The organism is Rhodococcus sp. SMB37, assembly GCF_004345605.1.
Taxonomy (GTDB): domain Bacteria; phylum Actinomycetota; class Actinomycetes; order Mycobacteriales; family Mycobacteriaceae; genus Rhodococcus.
This window is the reverse complement of sequence record NZ_SLVY01000025.1, coordinates 1-19,004: the sequence shown is the minus strand read 5'-3', so window position 1 is coordinate 19,004 and position 19,004 is coordinate 1. Positions and strand designations below refer to the sequence as shown.

The window sequence follows — 19,004 nt, the reverse complement described above, 5'->3', positions numbered from 1 at the left end:
TCTGAGAGGCCAGAGGTGACAAATGGGTTCGTGGAAGCGTGTGCCGACGCAGGATCCGACTCCGCTCGAGCACCATTGCATCAGGCTCTATCCGCTGCCGAGCGACGTCGTCGTCGAACGTGATGTCCCGATCCGCACTGCCGACGGCACCACCCTGCGGGCGAACGTGTATCGGCCGGATGGGGCCGAGCGGTGCCCCGCCCTCGTCTGCGTCACCCCGTACGGCAAGGACGCCGGTGTCGACGACTATCCGGTGAACTTCGACGAGCTCGCGGAGTCCGGCAACTTCGTCGGAGAACTCGAACTGAGCGACCACACGGCGTTCGAAGCACCCGATCCCGGTTACTGGGTGCCGCGCGGATACGCAGTGGTCGTCGCCGACCTGCGCGGCTGCTTCGCCAGCGACGGCCGCCCCCGGTTGCTGCTCGGCCGGATCGCGGCAGACGCCGCCGACGTCGTCGAATGGGCTGCCGAACAACCGTGGTGCACCGGCAAGGTGGGCATGGCCGGCGCGTCGCACCTGGCGACCCTGCAGTGGTACACCGCGGCGCAGCATCCGCCCCACCTCGCCGCGTTCTCCCCGTGGGAGGGCATCACCGATCCCTTCCGCGACACGCTCAGTCACGGCGGAATCCCCGAAACGCGTTTCAGTGACTTCTGGTGGCGCGCGACGCAGCGCGGTAGTCGCTCGCCGTCGACCTCGATCCGGAAGATCTCGCCGTGGTTGTGGCGCCGATTCCCGGGCCGCTGCCGGCACGTCGTCGGCCCGCCGCCTTTCGCGGACATCACCGTTCCTGCTCTGGTGGGAGCGTCGTGGTCCGACCAGGGGCCTCGCACACGCGGCTCCATCACCGGCTACTCACAGCTGGGATCGCCCGACAAGTGGCTGTACACGCACGGCCGCAAGACCTGGCAGATGTTCTACGGCGCCGAAGCGCTGGACATACAGCGCCGGTTCTTCGACCACTTCCTCAAGGGCGAGGACAACGGGTTCGACGAAGTTCCGCACGTCCGCGTCGAGACTCGTCACGACCTGCGTACCTACTCCGAACGCCACGTTTCGCAGTGGCCGATCCCGGACACCCGCTACGTCCCGCTCCACCTCGATCACGCCGGCGGCGGCCTGCAGCCGGAGCAACCCGCCGAGGAGACCAGTGTCCGGATGTTCCCTGTCGCCGGCGACGAATCGGTCTTCACGACCACGTTCGACGAGGACACCGAGATCACCGGCCACGCCGCGTTGCGACTATGGGTGGAGGCCAAGGACGCCAAGGACATGGACCTGTTCGTCGCGTTGAAGAAGGTCGATCCGTCGGGCGACGAGGTCCGTTTCGAAGGACACGACGGCTTCGAAGAGGGGGTCGTCGCGCACGGATGGATCCGGGTCTCGCACCGCGCGCTCGATCCGGAGGCATCGACGGCGTACCGTCCGGTGATCGACCCGGCTGCGTACTGGCCGCTGTCGGCCGGACAGATCGTGCCCGTCGACATCGAGATCATGCCGCACAGCACCTTCTTCGAAGCGGGATCGTCGCTCGCGCTGGTCATCACGGGCCACGACTTCGACACCCTCCCCGACATCCGGCACGACGACACGATCAACAAGGGCTTCCACATCGTGCACACGGGTGGGCGATTCGATTCGCACCTGCTGCTACCCGTGGTGCCCACCGAGGTCTCCGTGGACGATGCCACCGGCGTCCCTGTCGCATCCGCCACCCCCGCTTCGCTCCACGACCTCCCCATCGCGTGGGGTGCCCTCTTCGGTCGCCAGTACGTCCGACTCTGACCGCACGAGGAGGACGACTACCGTCGACGTCGTGCGCACTGAATCCCGACGCTCCCGTATCGAGACGTTCCACGTCATGGACGTGTGGAAGGCTGCCGCCGAGCGGCAACGCACCCACGGTGACGTGCTGAGCCTGGCTGCGGGGCAGCCGTCGACGCCGGCACCCACACCGGTCTTGCGCGCGACCCGGCACGCTGTTGACACCGAACTCCTCGGCTACACCGAGACCTTCGGGATCCTCGCGCTGCGCGAAGCGATCGCCGGGTACCACCGCGACCGGTACGGGGTCGATGTCGATGCCGACGACGTCGTGGTCACCACCGGGTCGTCGGGCGCATTCACCCTGCTGTTCCTCGCCGCATTCGATCCGGGCGACACCGTGGTCGTCGCGCGGCCCGGATACCCGGCCTACCGCAACACGCTCGCCGCCCTCGGCTGCAACGTGGTCGAACTCGATTGCGGTCCCGACACCCGCTACCAGCCCACCGTTGCCATGCTCGAGGCACTGGACACCCCGCCGGCCGGGCTGGTGGTCGCGAGTCCGGCCAACCCCACCGGCACCATGATCGAACCGGACGAACTCGCCGCGCTGGCCCGCTGGTGCGACGATCACGGCGCGCTGCTGATCTCCGACGAGATCTACCACGGCATCGAATTCGGGACCCTGAGCTCCTCTGGGACCTCGGTGGCTCCGCCTGAGACGTCGACGTCCTGGGTGACGTCGAGGGAGTCGGTCGTCGTCGGGTCGGTGTCGAAATACTTCTCGATGACGGGCTGGCGACTCGGGTGGATGCTCGTACCGGAATCGCTACGGCCCGCCCTGCAGCGCCTGGCCTCGAACATGACGGTGTGCCCGCCGTCGATCTCGCAGTTCGCGGCGATCGAGGCATTCGGCGCCGAATCGCGCGCCGAACTCGACGGGCACGTCGCCCGCTACGCCGCCAACCGTGAACTGTTGTTGTCCGGCCTACCGGATCTCGGGATCACGAAGTTGGCGCCGGCCGACGGCGCGTTCTACGTGTACGCGGACATCGCGCACCTGCTGGGAGACGAGACGTCCACAGCGTGGTGCTCCCGACTGCTGCACGACACGGGTCTGGCGCTCGCACCCGGCATCGACTTCGATACGGTCCGCGGTGACGAGACGGTGCGCCTGTCGTTCGCCGGATCGACCGCGGACGTGTCCGCAGCGCTGGACCGGCTCGCTGGGTGGCTGCCGGTGCCCTGAACGGTGCTGCTGCCCTGAACGCGGCTACTACCTGCCTGACGCGATGATCTGTGCGATGTTGCGTTCGGCGAGTGCGGCGATGGTCAGCGACGGATTGACCGTGCCGGTGCTGCCGGGGATCAGGGCACCGTCGACGACGTACAGGCCGGGATGACCGTGCACCCGGCCGTAACCGTCCGTCGCATCGCCCATCACCACACCACCGAGCGGGTGTGCGGTGAACGACGCGTTGACGTCCGCAGCCATCGGTTCGGCGCCGGGAACGGTGCCGCCCGCTGCCGCCATCTTGTTGTGCACAGCTCGGAGTGCGTCGACGCTTGCGCGTTCGCCCCCGGCCGGCCAGTTCACCACCCCGCGATCGGCGTTCGCGTCGTAGACGACCTCGGCGCGGGTCGGGTCGAGGGTCATTCCGAGGGACGCGAGCATGCCGACGTCCTTCGCGGTGCCCGCGACCAACCAGTTCTCGAGACTCAAAGGCATACCCGATTCGTCGACCACACGGGAGGCCGCAGGCGAGCCCTGGTCGCCGCCGAAACCGTCGGTGAGGGCCACCGAGCGTACGAGCACCGCGTCGCCGTTGGTGCCCCAACCCCGTCCGATGTATTCGTTGAGGTTCTCCAGCGTGCCCGTGTGCCGGGCCTTGACCAGCAGTTCCGTGGTGCCGATGGAGCCTGCGCCGAGCACCAGCCTGTCGCAGGTCAGCGTCGAGGTACTCAGGACTTCGCCGGTGGGGTCGACGGCCTGCACCTCCACCACATAGCGGCCGCCGGGTTCTTGCCCCACCGACAGCACCCGGTGCGCGTGGCACACCTGGGCCCGACCGGTGGCCTCCGCGGCGGGAATGTAGTTCTGGGTCAGGTCGAATTTCGCGCCATTGGAGTTGCCGAGGTTCGTTTCGCCGGCCACCGCCGAGCGGCGCACCGATCCCGCGAGTTCGGCGCGGACGATGTCCCAGTCCCAGATGCCATCGATGCGGTGCGGTGTGTAGCCGGCCTTGATGGCGTCTTCGTCCCAGCGTCGCGAATGCGTGAACTCGGCGGCGTTGTAGATGTCGTCGGGCATCGTGTCGAGCCGCAGCATCGACCGGACCTTGGGGTACCACGTCGAGTGCATCTCGTCGTAGCTCAACCGGTCGCCGAACACCTGCTCGAAGAAGTGCTGCTCGGGGGCGATCATCACGCCTGTGAACACGATCGAGCCACCACCGACGGCAGCGCCGCGCCACACCGACATGTTCGGATAGTCGGTCACGTCCAGCACACCCGCGAAGTCGTCGCACACGACGGGAATTCCGGTGGGGCCGGTGAAATTCGTGCGGTGGTAGTAGCCACGCCCGTCGGCGAGCAGATCGGTTGTGAAGACCTCCCGCTGTGGGTCGCGCGGCCAGCGCATGCCGCGTTCGAGCACGGTCACCTGCGTGCCGGCCTCCGCCAACCGCAGTGCGGCGACACTCGCGCCGAACCCGGAACCCACCACGATGACGTCCGAATGGGCCGGTGGCGTGGGGGGAGGGGTGAACAGCTCGGGGACGAGGCGCCGGTATTCGTCGATGCCGACGGGCAGCGCCGACGCGATCGGAAGGCGGGTGCCGGGCACCCCCGCGGACGCCACGGCCGCGCCCAACGCTGATGCCAATAGGAACCGACGACGCTTCATATCCGACTTAGCTCCGATCGTGTCGAGACGACCCGGGGACGCGACAGCCGAGCCCCCATGCCAGCGGGCTGATCGTACCGGGCGGTCTCTGCTCCGTTCGCCCCTGGTAGAGGCGGTCGGGCTGTCACGATGACTAAGTGTCGATTGCTGCTACTCCGAAAGGCGAGCGGCGCCGCCAGGCGCTGGTCGAGGCTGCAGCAGATCTCATACTCGAAGGCGGAATCGACGCGGTTCGGCACCGGTCCGTCGCGACCCGCGCCGGCCTACCACTGGCGTCCACGACGTACTACTTCGATTCGCTCGACGACCTCGTAACGTGTGCCGTGCACTTCAACAGCGTGCGCGAACTCGACGTGATGGGCGACTGGGTGCGCGAGGTCCCGGAAGCGCCGCGCGCCGTCGACTCCACTGCCGATCTGATCGTCGACCTGCTGATCGGCCCGCAGGCGATCGGCCCCGCAGACCGGGAGCGCCTCATCTCGCGGTACGAGCGTTACGTCGCGACGGCACGCCATCCCGAGCTGCGCGACGTGCAGCTGGAGATGCGTGAGCAGCTCGACGAGTTGCTCACCGAACTTCTCCACCGGTGCGGCCGGGACGTACACACAGATCAGCTGCGTCGGCTCGTCGCGGTGGTGGACGGTGCGGTGCTCGGTGGTCTCGGAGAGCTCGATCCCGACCCGAGAGCGCTGGCACGAGGGATCTTGATCGACGTCGTCGACACCGTTGCACCGCCAGCCGATGAGTGATCGCGGGTACGGGTCCGTAAACTGTTGCTCCGTGAGCAACATCCCGAACGTCCTCGCCACCCGGTACGCCAGCCCCGAAATGCGGCAGTTGTGGTCGCCGGAGCACAAGATCGTGCTCGAGCGCCAGCTGTGGCTCGCAGTGCTGCGTGCCCAGGCCGAGCTCGGGATCGATGTGCCGGCGGAGGCGGTCGCCGACTACGAGCGTGTCCTCGATCAGGTCGACCTCGACTCCATCGCCGCCCGCGAGCGGATCACTCGACACGACGTGAAGGCCCGGATCGAGGAGTTCAACGCCCTCGCCGGTCACGAGCACGTGCACAAGGGCATGACCAGCCGCGACCTGACAGAGAACGTCGAACAGCTGCAGATCCTGCGGTCGCTCGAGCACGTTCATGCACACGGTGTCGCGGTCGCCGCTCGACTCGCCGAGCGCGCCGCCGACTATTCGGCGCTGGTGATGGCGGGACGCTCGCACAACGTCGCGGCGCAGGCCACGACTCTGGGGAAGCGGTTCGCGTCGGCGGCCGACGAACTCCTCATCTCGCTGCAGCGCGTACGTGAACTGATCGACCGGTATCCGCTGCGCGGCATCAAGGGCCCGATGGGTACTGCCCAGGACATGCTCGATCTGCTCGGCGGCGACGCCGGCAAGCTCGAGCAGCTCGAAGCGAAGGTCGCGGAGCATCTCGGCTTCTCGCATGTGCTGACGAGCGTCGGCCAGGTGTACCCACGTTCGCTCGACCACGACGTGCTGTCGGCGCTCGTGCAGGTCGGCGCGGGTCCGTCGTCCTTCGCGCACACCGTCCGCCTCATGGCCGGACACGAGCTGGTCACCGAGGGGTTCCAGCCGGGTCAGGTCGGATCGTCGGCCATGCCGCACAAGATGAACACCCGCTCGTGCGAACGAGTCAACGGGCTGCAGGTCGTGCTGCGCGGCTACGCCTCGATGGCTGCCGAGCTCGCCGGCGCCCAGTGGAACGAAGGCGACGTGTTCTGCTCGGTCGTGCGCCGTGTCGCGCTGCCAGATGCGTTCTTTGCGATCGACGGGCAGATGGAGACCTTCCTGACGGTGCTCGCCGAGTTCGGTGCGTACCCGGCGGTGATCGAGAAGGAACTCGTCCGGTACCTGCCGTTCCTGGCCACCACCAAGGTGCTCATGGCCGCAGTGCGAGCAGGTGTAGGACGAGAGACCGCGCACGAGGCCATCAAGGAACACGCTGTGGCTGTGGCGCTGGCGATGCGTGAACAGGGCCGCGAACCGGACCTGCTCGACCGCCTCGCAGCCGACGAGCGGTTGCCGCTCGACCGCGCAGGGCTCGACGCGGCCCTCGCCGACCGGTCGGTCTTCGTCGGTGCTGCCGAGGCGCAGACGGCGCGGGTGGTCGGCGCCGTGGAGGACTTGGTAACGGAATATCCGGAGGCAGCGAAGTACTCGCCGGCGCCGATTCTGTAGCCGAAGGGGACGGCTACCACAGGGGGATGTTCGATGGGGGTAGCTGCACACAACAGGGGAGACGACAGTGTCGGAGAAGGCGGGAATCAACGGGCGGATCAGGGACGCGGCGCGCACACGCACCGCGCTCCTCGACGCAGCGCTCGAGGTGTTCCTCAGGGACGGGTATGCCGAGGCGGCAACCGAAGAGATCGTGGCAGTGGCGGGCGTGACCAGGGGCGCGCTCTACCACCACTTCGCGAACAAGCGTGAACTGTTCCGGGGCGTGATCGAGCGCCTCCAGAAGGAGGCCGAGGAAACCCTCGTGCCGCACGAGCCGTACGACGATCGGTGGGACGCGTTCACCGCCGCGGTGCTCGCGTCCCTCGACGCGGTCTACGACCAGGCGACCCGACGTCTGCTGCTGATCGAGGCACCCGCGGTGCTCGGATGGGCCGAGGTACGGGAGACCCACCGCGGTTCGACGTTGCGCAGCGTCGAACTGATGCTCGAGTCGTTCCGTCCCGAGGGGGCGGAACAGTCGATTCGTGAATCGGTGCTCGCTCATCTGGTCGTCGCTGCCGTCGAGGAAGCGATGCTGTACCTCGCGCACAGCGATGATCCACAGCGTGACCGCAGTGTCGTGGAGGCGGAATTGTTGAGAGTGCTCAGCGCTGCCCGACGGCCCGCCGTCGGGGCGTAGTCCCCGAGTGAGATCCTTACCTACGTGAACGACTGCATTTTCTGCGCGATCGTGGCCGGAACCGCACCTGCGAGCGTGGTACTGGATGAACCCGATGTACTCGCGTTCATGGATATCCGGCCCTTCACGTCCGGGCATCTACTGGTCATACCCAAGCGGCACGCATCCGGTCTGGCGCAGCTCGACCCGGACGACGGGGCGACGGTGTTCGCGGCGGGGCAACGCATCGCAACGGCCCTTCGGGCGAGTGCGCTCCCGATCGACGGCGTGAACCTCTTCCTGGCAGACGGCGTGGCCGCAGGCCAGGAAGTGTTCCACGTGCATCTGCACGTCGTTCCGCGCACCGGCGGCGACGGCTTCGGAGTCCGCGCCCGGCCGCAGTCCCCCAACCGGACGGTGCTCGACGGCACCGCCGATGCGATCAGGTCCGCCCTGATCGTGCCTGAGGGGTGATCTCGTGACGTATGTGCAGCCGATCGCGCCGATCGGCGAGTCGATCGCGTGGTCCGCCCTGGTCGCGGTCCTCCCGCTCCTGACGATGCTCGTGATGCTGGCGGTGTTCCGCGTCAAGTCCTATCTCGCTGCGGCGGTCGCGGTCGTCGTAGCCGTTGCGGTTGCGGCGACGGTCTACGGGATGCCGCTGCTGTCGGCGGTCGGCTCCGGCCTCGAGGGTGCCGCCTTCGGCGTGTTCCCGATCATGTGGACGGTCGTCAGCGCCGTGTTCGTCTACCGGCTGACCGTCGAGACAGGGCATTTCGACGTCCTGACCCGTGCCTTCGCGCGGATCTCCCCGGACCCCCGCATCCTGACGATCGTCATTGCGTTCCTGTTCGGTGCGCTGCTCGAGGCCGTCGCGGGTTTCGGAACACCGATCGTCGTCGCCACCGTGGTGCTGATCGGGGCAGGGCTGAAACCTGTGCGGGCGGCAGCTGCGGCGTTGATCGCGAACGCTGTGGGCACGCCCCTCGGTGTCATGGGCACCCCGATTCTCACGATGTCCAAGGTGTCGGAGATTCCGATCGAGGAGATCGGGCCCGTCGTCGCGACCCAGGTGTGCGTGCTGGCGGCGTTCGTGCCGCTGGTGCTCGTCGCGGTCGTCGACGGTGCCCGAGGAATCCGGCAGACGTGGCCGATTGCGATCGCGGTCGGTATCGCTTTCGCATCGGCGCAGTTCCTGTGCGCGACCTACTTCGTGGTGGGCCTGAGCAACATCGCCGGTGCGGCCGCCGGACTGGTGGTGCTGCTGATCGTCCTGCGATTCCGATCGCCCGCCGGTGAGGTGTCCGCCGCGCCGCAGCACGAACTCGACAGCAACCGTCGTGTCGTCGAAGCATTCGCCCCGTACGCCCTGATCGTCGCTGTGTTCCTGATCAGCCGCATCGGTCCCGTCGCGTCGGTGTTGTCGGGCGCGACGTTCTCGTTCACCTGGCCTGGTGTGGATGTGGAGACTGCGGCCGGCGAGGTTCCCGCAGCCGAGACGTTCACCCTGAATCTGCTGACCGCACCGGGCACGATCGTGTTCGTCGCCGCGTTGCTGTCGATCGCGCTGTTGCGTGTCGAGGCGGGGGACGCCCTGCGATGTTTCGTAGCTGCTGTCGTGCAGCTGAAGTGGTCGTTCGCGACGGTGACGTCCGTGGTCGCTTTGGCTTACGTGATGAACCTGTCGGGCCAGACAGCGACGATCGGCCAGTTCCTCGCGGGTGCGGGGGCCGCGTTCGCTCTGCTGTCGCCAGTTCTCGGGTGGCTCGGTGTGGTGGTGACGGGATCGAACACCGCCTCGAATGCGATGTTCGGAAGCCTGCAGGTCTCGGCCGCGCAGCAGGCAGGTCTCGACCCGACCGTCCTCGTGGCAGGCAACATGACCGGCGGAACGGCCGGAACCCCGATCGCGCTGCAGAATCTTGCCCTGGTGTCGTCGGTCGAGGGCTTGGCAGGTAGGGACGGATTCCTGCTTCGCCGGCTACTTCCGGTAAGTCTCGCGGCGCTCGCCGTGTACGCGGTGGTGGTGTGGTTGCAGACCACGTCGGTGCTGTCGTGGATGGTGACATAGCGTTCGCTGCGCCCTTTCGACGGCGCTTTCCATTACGGTGATCTTGTGTCAGTTTCCCAGCCGATCATCACGCCCTTGACCGAGGCGGCGATCTTCCTCGTCGTCAGGGTGGACGAGGGAGGTGAATCCGCGGTGCGAGAGCTGCTCGGCGACCTCGCGGGTCTGCGTCGTTCCGTCGGCTTCCGCATCCCGGACGGTGGGCTCTCGGTCGTCGTGGGGATCGGATCTCAGATGTGGAACCGATTGTTCTCCGGGCCGCGCCCTGCCGAACTGCACGAGTTCGTGCCGCTGGACGGCGACACGCATCATGCGCCCGCGACGCCGGGAGACCTCCTGTTCCACCTTCGCGCGTCGACGATGGACTTGTGCTTCGAGCTCGCAGGGAAGATCAACGACCGGCTGCGTGGCGTCGCCACGGTGGTCGACGAAACCCACGGATTCCGCTACTTCGACCGTCGCGACCTGCTGGGGTTCGTCGACGGCACCGAGAATCCCGAGGACGACGAGGCGACCGCTGCCGCACTGGTGTCCGACGCAGACCCGGACTTCGCAGGAGGCAGTTACGTCATCGTGCAGAAGTACCTGCACAACCTCGAGGAGTGGAACGCGCTGTCCGTCGAGGAACAGGAGCGGGCGATCGGTCGGACCAAACTCGACGACATCGAACTCGACGACGACGTCAAGCCGGCGAATTCGCACGTGGCGCTCAATACGATCGTCGACGACAACGGTGAAGAACGGCAGATCCTGCGAGCGAACATGCCGTTCGGGAACTTCGGTGCCGACGAGTTCGGCACCTATTTCATCGGTTATTCCGGCACACCCGAAGTGACCGAGCAGATGTTGCGCAACATGTTCCTCGGCGATCCGGTCGGAAACCACGACCGGATTCTGGACTTCTCCACGGCCGTCACGGGCACGCTGTTCTTCTGCCCGGCCATGGAGTTCCTCGACGACCTTCCGCCGGCACCGCCGGAACAAGAGGTCCACCCCGAACCGAACGCACCGACCGCCGGAGACGGATCTCTCGGAATCGGCCCTCTCAGAAGGAGTTCAACGCTGTGAACAATCTGTATCGCGAACTTGCCCCGATCACCGACGCGGCGTGGTCCGAGATCGAGGAGGAAGCCTCCCGCACCTTCAAGCGGCACGTCGCCGGCCGTACCGTAGTGGATTTCTCCGGTCCGCACGGCACCGATTTCGCGGCGGTCGGCCTCGGCCGCACCAGCGAGATCGATGCGCCGGCCGACGGAGTGCGGGCCCGCCAGCATCGGGTGGCGTCCGTCGTCGAACTGCGTGTGCCGTTCACGCTTTCGCGCGAGGAACTCGACAACGTCGAGCGCGGCGCCAACGATGTCGATCTCGACGCGGTGAAGGATGCTGCCAAGAAGATCGCGTTCGCGGAGGACCGCGCGATCTTCGAGGGCTACGCGGCCGCGAATATCGAGGGCATTCGTGCGTCGTCGACGAACGCTCCGCTGCACCTGCCCGAGGACCCGCGCGACATCCCGGAGACCATCAGCCTCGCGCTGTCGGAGCTGCGCCTCGCCGGTGTGGGTGGCCCGTACTCGGTGCTGCTCAGTGCCGACGCATTCACGAAGGTCAGCGAGACCTCCGACCACGGCTACCCGATCCGCGAGCAGATCCGTCGCCTGATCGACGGCGACATCATCTGGGCGCCGGCGATCGACGGTGCGTTCGTCACCACCACCCGCGGCGGCGACTACGACCTGCAGGTCGGGCAGGACCTGTCGATCGGCTACCTGTCGCACGACGCGGACAACGTGCAGTTGTACTTCCAGGAAACCTTCACGTTCCTCGTGTACACCGGCGAGGCCTCGGTCGCGTTGCTTCCGACGAGCTGATTCGTGGAGTCGGTCCGCCCGTAGCGACCGGGCGGACCGACACCCGTCAGCGTTGGCTCTGGTGTAGCTGCTTCTGAGCGGCGGCGTTGACGCGGACTAGGACCCGGTGCAGTTCCTCGAGTTCGGAAATGTCGACGCCGAGTGCGTCGACGACCTGTTTCGGAACGCCCTCGGCGGCGATCCGCAGGTCGTGGCCGGCGTCGGTCAGGTCGACGACCAGTCGCCGCTCGTCGATCGAGCTGCGGGTGCGGGTGATCAGGCCGAGTGTCTCGAGTCGCTTGAGAAGCGGCGACAGGGTGGGGGAGTCGAGCTGCAGGAGCGCGCCGATGTCCTTGACGGCCAGCGGTGCCCGCTCCCACAACGCCAGCATGACGAGGTACTGCGGGTGCGTCAGTCCGAGCGGCTCGAGGACCGGCCGATACACCGCGAGCACCGCACGGTTCGCCACCGACAGGGCAAAACACACCTGACGGTCGAGAGCCAGGGGGTCGTCGTCGGATGAGGTCTGCGAATCGGGGAAATCGACGCTCATATGATCACCGTACCGAATCGGTCGTGCGTCAATGGATCGTGGGCGATTCGGTTCATTTCTGAGCCGCTTCGTGGCCGGCCTACCATCGAGCAGCTTGTCGTGAATCCGCGCGATCCCCGCGATGAGGTCGGCGACCTGTCCGATCTCGCGACCATCACCGATCGGCAGCTGCAACCCGGAACTGCCGTCGGCCGCGACGCATGGCTCACACTCTGGCCAGAAGACAAGCCCGAGGTCGGCACAGCACAGTACGTCGTTGTGAACGGCAACCGACGTCTCGCCGCCGCCATCGAGTAAGGAGTTCTGCCGTGCCGACGCGACAGCAGCAGAACTTGGACGCTCCGAAGGGCAGGTATCCCAACGCCGCGCCTTACTGAAACTTTCTCCCAAATTCAGGCAGCACTCCGTGCAGGCGACCTCGCGGTCAGGCAAGGCACGAACACCCGCCGAGGCCCCGATCGAAGAACAGGTCGCGGCCTGGGAAGCGGTGCGGAATCCGCAACCGGACAAGGCGAAAGCCGAACCGGAGCCGAATGATCTCCCGCCGAACTCTGGAACAACTCGGACCTACTCGCAGGGGCACGCCATAGACGCTTGGGAGGCGGCTGTGATCCGTGCTGCGAGGCCGTCGAGGATGAGTTCGAGGCCTTCCGCGAAGTCCTGGTCGGGTTCGTCGTTGCGGTCGGAGTCGGTTCCGAGGGCGCCGGAGGTGAGAATGGCCGAGGTGTGAGGGAACTGCTCCGATGATATGACGCAATTGAGGGCTGCGGCATATTCACGTTGGCTCTCGGTTTGAGCTTGGCCTGGTTCTCGTCCCTCTTCCATTTCTCCTTGGAGCAAGGCTGAGTGGCGGACGAAACCGCTCAGCAGGGTAAGTGCTGCGAGCATCTCTTTCCCAGTGAGGTCTGTTGATGCCAACTGCGCGAAACCTCTTTCGAGCCACGCTATTTGGCGTGGCCCAGAAGGCGCACGGTACACCGGAACCCGAGGCAGCCAGGGTCGCTTCTGGTAGAGCTTCCAGAGGTCGCGGGCCCATGATCGCAGGCCTTCTCGCCATCCTGATGCGACCTTCCCTGCGGGAGCCGGTTCGCTCGCTGCATCAACCATGAGCAGGAGCAGTTCATGTTTGGAGCCGATGTGTCGGTACAGCGACATCGCCGTAACGCTCAATTCCTTGGCTACCTTCGGCAACGTTGCAGCCTCTAGGCCGTGGCTGTCAGCGAGTCGAACAGCCGTGTTCACGACGGTGTCAACATCGAGGACGGACTTGCGGCCCCGGGATGAGGGTTCCGTCGGGAGACGCCAGAGACGTCGGACGAAGTCGGGTACCGCAGTGTCGGCCATCGCGCACTCCCCTTCTGACGAGTCAAGAGCAAGCCTACCTCCCCATATAGTTTACGGTATATAGTTTCCTTGTTATGCTTTTCTGCATGAGTCAACATGCAACTGCCGAAGGCCCTGTGGAGAGCGGGCGAGTTCATGACGTGGACGCCGTACGCGGGTTCGCTCTGCTGGGCATTTTCGTTGTCAACATCACCTTTATGGCTTCGGCCTATCCGGGAAATTTGGTCAACGATCCCAGTTTTTCAACACCGATAGACGACGCGGCAAGGTTCTTGGTGGCGGCGTTGTTCTCGATGAAGTTCTATCTCCTCTTCTCTTTTCTCTTCGGATACAGCTTCGTGCTGCAGATGGACGCTGCCGAGCGTGCTGGTGCGTCGTTCGTGCCGCGGATGCTGCGTAGGTCACTGGGGCTTTTCTTGCTCGGAGTCGGCCATATCGTTTTGCTGTACGGCGGGGATGTCCTGACCACCTACGCTGTGGTCTGTCTGGTGCTGTTGGGGATGCACCGAGTGCGAGACCGGACGGCGTTGCTCACATCGGGAATTATCTATGCCTTCGTGGTGCTTTCTCTCGTCGTCAGCGCCGCGCTCCTTGATCGCTCGATGTTCATGCCCAGCCACGACGAGGCGCTCGTCACGGCAGCCGCCCAGACTCAGGCCATGCTCGGATCACCAGTCGAGATCGTGGGGCACCACGTGTCAGGGCTGGAGCTTCTCGTCATCCAGGCCGCGTCCTTGCTGGGGCCGACTGCACTGGCGATGTTCCTCTTGGGGATGGTTGCCGCTCGGCGCAAGCTGTTCACGCGGCTCGGTAACCGGACCGCACTGCTTCAGCGGGTTCAGTGGGTCGGCTTCGCAGTCGGCCTTCCAGGAGGAGCGCTCTTTGCGCTGATGGGAGGCGACACGAACACCTGGGCAACGACAGTGAGTGTCGTGACGGCCCCATTCCTCACGGCCGCCTATGTTGCGACACTGATCCGCATCATGCATGCGCCCTGGGGCACATGGGTGCGCACAGTCCTGGCACCGGTCGGCCGCATCGCCCTGACGAACTACCTGGGGCAATCACTGGTCGGGATCATCCTGTTCTCAGGAATCGGCCTGGGGCTCGCCGGTCGGGTATCGCCGCCACTGCTTATTGTTCTTGCCCTTGTCGTCTTTGCTGCTCAAGTATCGGTGAGTGCCGGATGGCTACGGCGCCACCGCTATGGCCCGGCCGAGTACTTCCTGCGTTGCTTCACCAACTGGAGCCGTCCAGGGCGCGTCAAGATCGCCACCGAATCAAAATAATCAAAATAAAGGTACATGCGGCCTTGTTGCGCCCCGGGGCGCATCAGACCCTCCAGTAGACCCGGCATGCAACAGTGTGGCCGCGACCCACGTACACCAGGGGCGCGGTGGTGGTTCACGGTCGGTGGCGGCGTCGAAGCAGGTGAAAATCATGTACAGCGGCTGTCCGGGAGGTGTGGGGAAACCCGGCTGACCGTCAACGGCGACTGAATTCTGGTTCTGCCCACTTTCCAATACGGCTTCTGAGTGTGTCAGTGGCTGAGGAGTATTCGCTTCCGGAGCAGGTCGAAGCCGGCGCGTCCACACATCTGCCGCTCGAGCATCCTGATGCGGTTGACGTGGCCTTCGGCGGCGCCGGAGCTATAGGTGAGGGTGAGTCCGTTTGCGGACGGCATCGTGATCGGTCGCCAGGCCCCGGACGAACCGGTGCAGCTGCGGCAGGTCGTCCGCCCTGGCCGCGGCCCCTCGAGAACTTCGTGGCACCACTATTGGCGTGGTGAACTCGCTGCGGGATCACCGGCGCGCGGGGCCTCGTCGATGAAAGCGTGCACGAACAGGGGCCCTGTCAGCAGGGGTGCAGACAGAACGAACTGCTCACTTTTCGTGCCGTGTAACCTCACGGGCGAGCTGGTGCGTCGGCGTCTGCTCTCGCCTCGGTAGAGGGGGCTCGGGTGCAGCTCGATCTCGTTTGAGTTGTGCGACAACGAGATGCAGTGCGGCTGTCGTGGTGAGGGTTCGAACGTGTTCGCGGTCCCCGGGGAAGTGGCGGGTGATCGTGTACGTCGGCCGTCCGTCGATCGCGACGCCGAAGCAGACTGTGCCTACCGGCTTGTCGTCGCTGCCACCACCGGGACCGGCGACGCCGGTGGTGGAGACCGCGACGTCGGCGTCGAGACGGCGTCGGGCGCCTTCGGCCATTGCTGCGGCAACCTGTTCGCTCACCGCGCCGTGCGTGGTGATCATCTCGGCCGGTACGTCGAGCAGATCGGACTTCGCGTCGTTGGAGTACGAGACGACGCCACCGGTGACATAGGCCGACGACCCGGGGCGGGAGGTGAGCCGCGCAGCGATGAGGCCACCGGTGCACGACTCCGCAGTCGCGATCAGCCGGCCGTCGAGAACGTCGATCAGCTGGTCTTCGATGGTGGAGCCGTCGGTCGAGAAGATCTGGTGTCCATGGTGTTCGGTGAGGACATCGAGAAGACGGCGGTAGACGTCCGCGTCGGCGGAGGCGAATCGGGTCACCATGTCGAGTTCACCGCGTCGAAGACATGTGGTGATCTCGAGTCGGTCGAGGTCGGCGATCTCTGCGTCGGCCCGGCGCAGTGTCTCTGCGAGTTGTGCCTCGTGCAATCCGTAGGCGCGCACGGTTTCCTGCTGCAGGTCGTCGGCTCGGGACAGTACCTCGGCGACTGCAGGTGAGGTGACTGCGTTCGGCCACATGGCCTGGAGCTCGCCGGGCGGTCCGGGCAGGATGACGATGGTCGGGACTTGCCGGTTACCGGCCACGGCGGGGATGACCACGCCCGGTGCTGTACCGGTCGGCGGCAGGGCGGTGGCGCCGGTGGGAACCTGTGCCTGCTTGCGGATCCCGATACGCGTCGGCCCTGCGTCGAGGTCCGGGGTGCGCGGGCGGTGGCGGCGGATGATACCCGCGATGTGTTCCTCGAGTTCGAGGTCGAGCAGTAGTTCGCGGTTGCAGAATTCGGCGACGGTAGCGACTGTGAGGTCGTCGGCGGTGGGGCCGAGCCCACCGCTGGTGACGATGAGGCCGACGCCTTGATCGGCGTGGAAGCGTAGTTGTGCGATCAGGTCAGCGGGCCGGTCGCCGCAGATCGTGATGTGGGCGACGTCGACGCCGAGTGCGAGGAGCTGAGTGGACAGCCACGGTCCGTTCTGGTCGGTGATCCTCCCAGTGAGTACCTCGGTCCCGGTCACGATGATTCCCGCACGTACGCTCACGGCGTCGAGCCTAGTCGGGAGCATCCATGATCGGCGGTGACGGTTCGCGAACCAGACGGAGGGCAGGCGTTGGTGTCGGTTTCGCAATCATTTCCCCACCGACACGTTGCCACCGAAGGCCACGAATGGCTTATCGCAGCAATGTGTCAGTACTCGGCTTTGCGAAGCGCCGCGCGGGATATGGGGTGTTGCCTGCGGGGTTCGGATAGGTGGATGTCGCCGGTCTCGGCACCAGCGGATCCGGTCCTGGTCTCGAGCGATCAGGTGCCGAGCTGGTCGCAGGTCGAATCCTCTGGCAGATGCAGGGCGTGCAAGCCCTGCCGGGCACATACATCCGGGATCTCGGGCCGCGTGTCCTCAACGAGATCCGCGACTGCGTTACGGATGCGCTCGATCGATGCGTGACTGCGGGCAAGTCGCCGACGGCACCGGCCAGTTCACGATGGCCCGCGTCAAGGGCGAAGGCCGTGATTACATCCGTTCCAGGATCATGCATGTAGTGGCCGCCGACGCGCAGATAGCGATCATCGCGACCTGCTTGTCCCTGCGCTCGAGCTCGTCGATCGCTGTGGCCAGCAAACGAATACCGGTTGCTCCCGCCGGATGGCCGAGAGCGATGGCACCGCCGCCGACATTGAGCACATCCGGATCGATCTTGTGGACCTGCGCGAACGACATGGGCACGGCGGCGAATGCTTCGTTGACCTCGAACAGGTCCACGTCGGCGACGGTCATACCCGTGCGGTCGAACAAGATTCGCGCCGCGGCGACCGGGCCATCCAGCATGAATTCGGTGTCGCCCCCGATGACACACTGCGCGAGCAGTCTGGCCCGCGGCCTCACGCCGAGGTCACGAGCCTTGCCTTCGGTCATCAGCACTGCAGCGCTCGCACCGTCGGATACCTGCGACGATGTCCCTGCGGTGTGGAGGCCGCCGTCGATCGTGGGACGCAGCCGGGCGAGCGCGTCCATGCTGGTCTCGCGCAGCCCTTGATCTTGTGTGACCGCTGTACCCAGTTCGTCGCCGGGGATGGGCACAGGAATGATCTGCCGATCGAACCAGCCGTTGTCCCACGCGGCGCGGGCGCGTTGCTGGGAACGCAGACCGAAGTGGTCGAGATCCTCTCGAGTGAATCCGCGGTGCCGTGCGATCCGGTCTGCGGCGGTGTACTGGTCGGGGGTATCCACCGACCAGCTCGCCGGCCGCGGCGTCCCAGCGCCGGTCCCGACCTTGGCGGTGAGCGGTACCCGCGACATCAGTTCGACACCACACGCCAACCCGACGTCGAGTGTGCCGAGCGCGATCTGACCAGCGACGAGAAGAACCGACTGAAGCGCGGTGCTGCACTGTGCGTCGATCGTCGATGCCCCGGTATGGGAAGGCAGACCGGCATGCATCCACGCAGTGCGGGTGATGTTTCCGAACTGCTCTCCGATCGGTGTGACGCATCCGCCGACAGCCTGCTCGACGAGGGCGGGATCCAGGTCGAGTCGGTCAAGTACGCCCTGCTGCGCAAGCCCGAGCAGCTCAGCGGCGTGCAGACCGGAGATCCAGCCGTCGCGTTTGCCGAATGAGGTCCGCGCAGCATCGACAATCACGGGTTTCATATGCAGAACCTTTCTCTTTTAAAGATGTTTCGGTAATTGAGTGAGAACTGGTCATAAGGAAAGCCCGGTGTGATCGAGGAAGCCGTGACACAGATCGTAGTTCGACCCGATCCGGGTCAACCCGGTCTCGGTCGCGATACGGACCTCGTCGAGAATATCGGGGCACAAATTGGCCAGCTCGGTGGATTTCATGTTGCCCCAGACCTGTTCGATCGGGTTGAGCTCGGGCGCATACGCCGGAAGTCGTTCGACGTGAAGCCAGTCTCGTTGGGTCGACAGCCATGCCTTCATTGCCGCAGACCGGTGGGCCATCAATCCGTCCCAGATCACGATGACCGGCTCCCCGGCGAAGTGGCCGCGCAGTTCGGTGAGGAACTCGATGAGCTTGTCGGTGTTGTACGAACCGTCGGTCATGGAGAACACGAACGCGCTCTCGCTGCGGTCGGGTCGATAGGCCAGGACTCCGGCCATGGACATGCGTTTCCAGGAGAATCGGTGATGGAGAACCGGTGTCACGCCTTTCGGCGCCCAGGTTGCGCGGACCACAGGCAGCAGCGACACGCCGCTTTCGTCCTGGAAGCAGATCCATGCACCTCGGCGCCGCGCTATTTTTTTATCCGCGGCCACTCGTTCTCGCGCCAGGCGACGATGGCGTCCTCGTCTCGTTCGACTGCCCGCCGTGCGGGTCGCTGCCGACTCCAGCCGAGCCGGGTCCGCAGGATCGTCCAGGTCTGGGTGGGCCCGTAGGTCACGCCGGTGAGCCGCTCGATCACGACCGCGACCCTGCCCAGGGTCCA

The 19,004-nt window shown here is 65.8% G+C and carries 19 protein-coding genes; 11 read left to right on the top strand and 8 right to left on the bottom strand.

Annotation, left to right across the window (positions count from 1 at the left end; all coding sequences use genetic code 11):
- The first annotated feature begins 22 nt into the window (after positions 1–22).
- Together EV641_RS27245 and EV641_RS27240 are read left to right on the top strand one after the other, a co-directional pair.
- Positions 23–1,789: a CocE/NonD family hydrolase gene (locus EV641_RS27245; protein WP_241997498.1), complete on the top strand. Its 1,767-nt coding sequence runs from the start codon at positions 23–25 to the stop codon at positions 1,787–1,789.
- Positions 1,790–1,820: 31 nt separating this feature from the next.
- On the top strand, positions 1,821–3,017 hold the full coding sequence (locus EV641_RS27240) for a pyridoxal phosphate-dependent aminotransferase (RefSeq protein WP_132476365.1): 1,197 nt from the start codon (positions 1,821–1,823) through the stop codon (positions 3,015–3,017).
- 27 nt (positions 3,018–3,044) lie between these two features.
- Here the strand turns inward: EV641_RS27240 and EV641_RS27235 are convergent, their stop codons facing one another.
- Positions 3,045–4,673: a GMC oxidoreductase gene (locus EV641_RS27235; RefSeq protein ID WP_132476362.1), complete on the bottom strand. Its 1,629-nt coding sequence runs from the start codon at positions 4,671–4,673 to the stop codon at positions 3,045–3,047.
- Positions 4,674–4,810: 137 nt separating this feature from the next.
- On the opposite strand from EV641_RS27235, the gene EV641_RS27230 reads away from it, so the two are divergent.
- From EV641_RS27230 to EV641_RS27200, 7 genes are all read left to right on the top strand, one after another.
- Positions 4,811–5,422, top strand: a complete 612-nt coding sequence (locus tag EV641_RS27230; protein ID WP_054713379.1) for a TetR family transcriptional regulator — start codon at positions 4,811–4,813, stop codon at positions 5,420–5,422.
- A gap of 31 nt (positions 5,423–5,453) precedes the next feature.
- The gene (purB, locus tag EV641_RS27225; RefSeq protein WP_132476359.1) at positions 5,454–6,875 is read left to right on the top strand and encodes an adenylosuccinate lyase; all 1,422 of its coding nucleotides are present in this window, start codon (positions 5,454–5,456) and stop codon (positions 6,873–6,875) included.
- A 67-nt stretch (positions 6,876–6,942) separates the two neighbouring features.
- A complete protein-coding gene (locus EV641_RS27220) occupies positions 6,943–7,557 on the top strand; it encodes a TetR/AcrR family transcriptional regulator (protein ID WP_241997497.1) in 615 nt (204 codons plus the stop codon).
- A gap of 24 nt (positions 7,558–7,581) precedes the next feature.
- Entirely contained in the window at positions 7,582–8,010 is a 429-nt protein-coding gene (locus EV641_RS27215) for an HIT family protein (RefSeq protein ID WP_054713380.1), read from the top strand.
- Positions 8,011–8,014: 4 nt separating this feature from the next.
- Entirely contained in the window at positions 8,015–9,607 is a 1,593-nt protein-coding gene (locus EV641_RS27210; RefSeq protein WP_241997496.1) for a lactate permease LctP family transporter, read from the top strand.
- A 45-nt stretch (positions 9,608–9,652) separates the two neighbouring features.
- A complete protein-coding gene (locus EV641_RS27205; RefSeq protein WP_132476356.1) occupies positions 9,653–10,672 on the top strand; it encodes a Dyp-type peroxidase in 1,020 nt (339 codons plus the stop codon).
- A complete protein-coding gene (locus EV641_RS27200) occupies positions 10,669–11,472 on the top strand; it encodes a family 1 encapsulin nanocompartment shell protein (RefSeq protein WP_132476353.1) in 804 nt (267 codons plus the stop codon). The genes EV641_RS27205 and EV641_RS27200 overlap by 4 nt, the downstream gene beginning before the upstream one ends.
- 46 nt (positions 11,473–11,518) lie before the next feature.
- Here EV641_RS27200 and EV641_RS27195 read toward each other — a convergent pair whose 3' ends face one another.
- A complete protein-coding gene (locus EV641_RS27195; protein ID WP_054713382.1) occupies positions 11,519–12,004 on the bottom strand; it encodes a MarR family transcriptional regulator in 486 nt (161 codons plus the stop codon).
- Positions 12,005–12,103: 99 nt separating this feature from the next.
- On the opposite strand from EV641_RS27195, the gene EV641_RS30020 reads away from it, so the two are divergent.
- On the top strand, positions 12,104–12,301 hold the full coding sequence (locus EV641_RS30020) for a hypothetical protein (RefSeq protein ID WP_241997495.1): 198 nt from the start codon (positions 12,104–12,106) through the stop codon (positions 12,299–12,301).
- 270 nt (positions 12,302–12,571) lie between these two features.
- Here the strand turns inward: EV641_RS30020 and EV641_RS27185 are convergent, their stop codons facing one another.
- The gene (locus EV641_RS27185) at positions 12,572–13,111 is read right to left on the bottom strand and encodes a TetR/AcrR family transcriptional regulator C-terminal domain-containing protein (RefSeq protein WP_241997506.1); all 540 of its coding nucleotides are present in this window, start codon (positions 13,109–13,111) and stop codon (positions 12,572–12,574) included.
- 323 nt (positions 13,112–13,434) lie between these two features.
- On the opposite strand from EV641_RS27185, the gene EV641_RS27180 reads away from it, so the two are divergent.
- Positions 13,435–14,637 (top strand): DUF418 domain-containing protein, encoded by a 1,203-nt coding sequence (locus tag EV641_RS27180; RefSeq protein WP_132476350.1) that lies wholly within the window; start codon positions 13,435–13,437, stop codon positions 14,635–14,637.
- 251 nt (positions 14,638–14,888) lie between these two features.
- On the opposite strand, the gene EV641_RS27170 is transcribed toward EV641_RS27180, so the two are convergent.
- The 5 genes from EV641_RS27170 to EV641_RS27150 form a co-directional block, all read right to left on the bottom strand.
- Positions 14,889–15,032 (bottom strand): ISL3 family transposase, encoded by a 144-nt coding sequence (locus tag EV641_RS27170; protein ID WP_054713385.1) that lies wholly within the window; start codon positions 15,030–15,032, stop codon positions 14,889–14,891.
- 199 nt (positions 15,033–15,231) lie between these two features.
- A complete protein-coding gene (locus tag EV641_RS27165; protein ID WP_199233404.1) occupies positions 15,232–16,599 on the bottom strand; it encodes a competence/damage-inducible protein A in 1,368 nt (455 codons plus the stop codon).
- 471 nt (positions 16,600–17,070) lie between these two features.
- Positions 17,071–18,207 carry a steroid 3-ketoacyl-CoA thiolase gene (locus EV641_RS27160; RefSeq protein ID WP_132476344.1) on the bottom strand — a complete coding sequence of 379 codons (1,137 nt, stop codon included), beginning with the start codon at positions 18,205–18,207 and terminating at the stop codon, positions 17,071–17,073.
- A 51-nt stretch (positions 18,208–18,258) separates the two neighbouring features.
- Complete coding sequence (locus EV641_RS27155) at positions 18,259–18,834, bottom strand: IS630 family transposase (protein WP_132476341.1); 576 nt, start codon at positions 18,832–18,834, stop codon at positions 18,259–18,261.
- Positions 18,813–19,004 (bottom strand): winged helix-turn-helix domain-containing protein (locus EV641_RS27150; RefSeq protein WP_132476338.1); only part of this gene is annotated, 192 nt, incomplete at its 5' end. The genes EV641_RS27150 and EV641_RS27155, both read right to left, overlap by 22 nt.

Excerpts from the sequence above, each read along its gene's own strand:
- EV641_RS27245 (WP_241997498.1), top strand. The coding sequence starts at position 23 with ATGGGTTCGTGGAAGCGTGTGCCGACGCAGGATCCGACTCCGCTCGAG.
- EV641_RS27235 (WP_132476362.1), bottom strand. The coding sequence starts at position 4,673 with ATGAAGCGTCGTCGGTTCCTATTGGCATCAGCGTTGGGCGCGGCCGTG.
- EV641_RS27195 (WP_054713382.1), bottom strand. The coding sequence starts at position 12,004 with ATGAGCGTCGATTTCCCCGATTCGCAGACCTCATCCGACGACGACCCC.
- EV641_RS27185 (WP_241997506.1), bottom strand. The coding sequence starts at position 13,111 with ATGGTTGATGCAGCGAGCGAACCGGCTCCCGCAGGGAAGGTCGCATCA.
- EV641_RS27180 (WP_132476350.1), top strand. The coding sequence starts at position 13,435 with ATGAGTCAACATGCAACTGCCGAAGGCCCTGTGGAGAGCGGGCGAGTT.
- EV641_RS27170 (WP_054713385.1), bottom strand. The coding sequence starts at position 15,032 with ATGCCGTCCGCAAACGGACTCACCCTCACCTATAGCTCCGGCGCCGCC.
- EV641_RS27160 (WP_132476344.1), bottom strand. The coding sequence starts at position 18,207 with ATGAAACCCGTGATTGTCGATGCTGCGCGGACCTCATTCGGCAAACGC.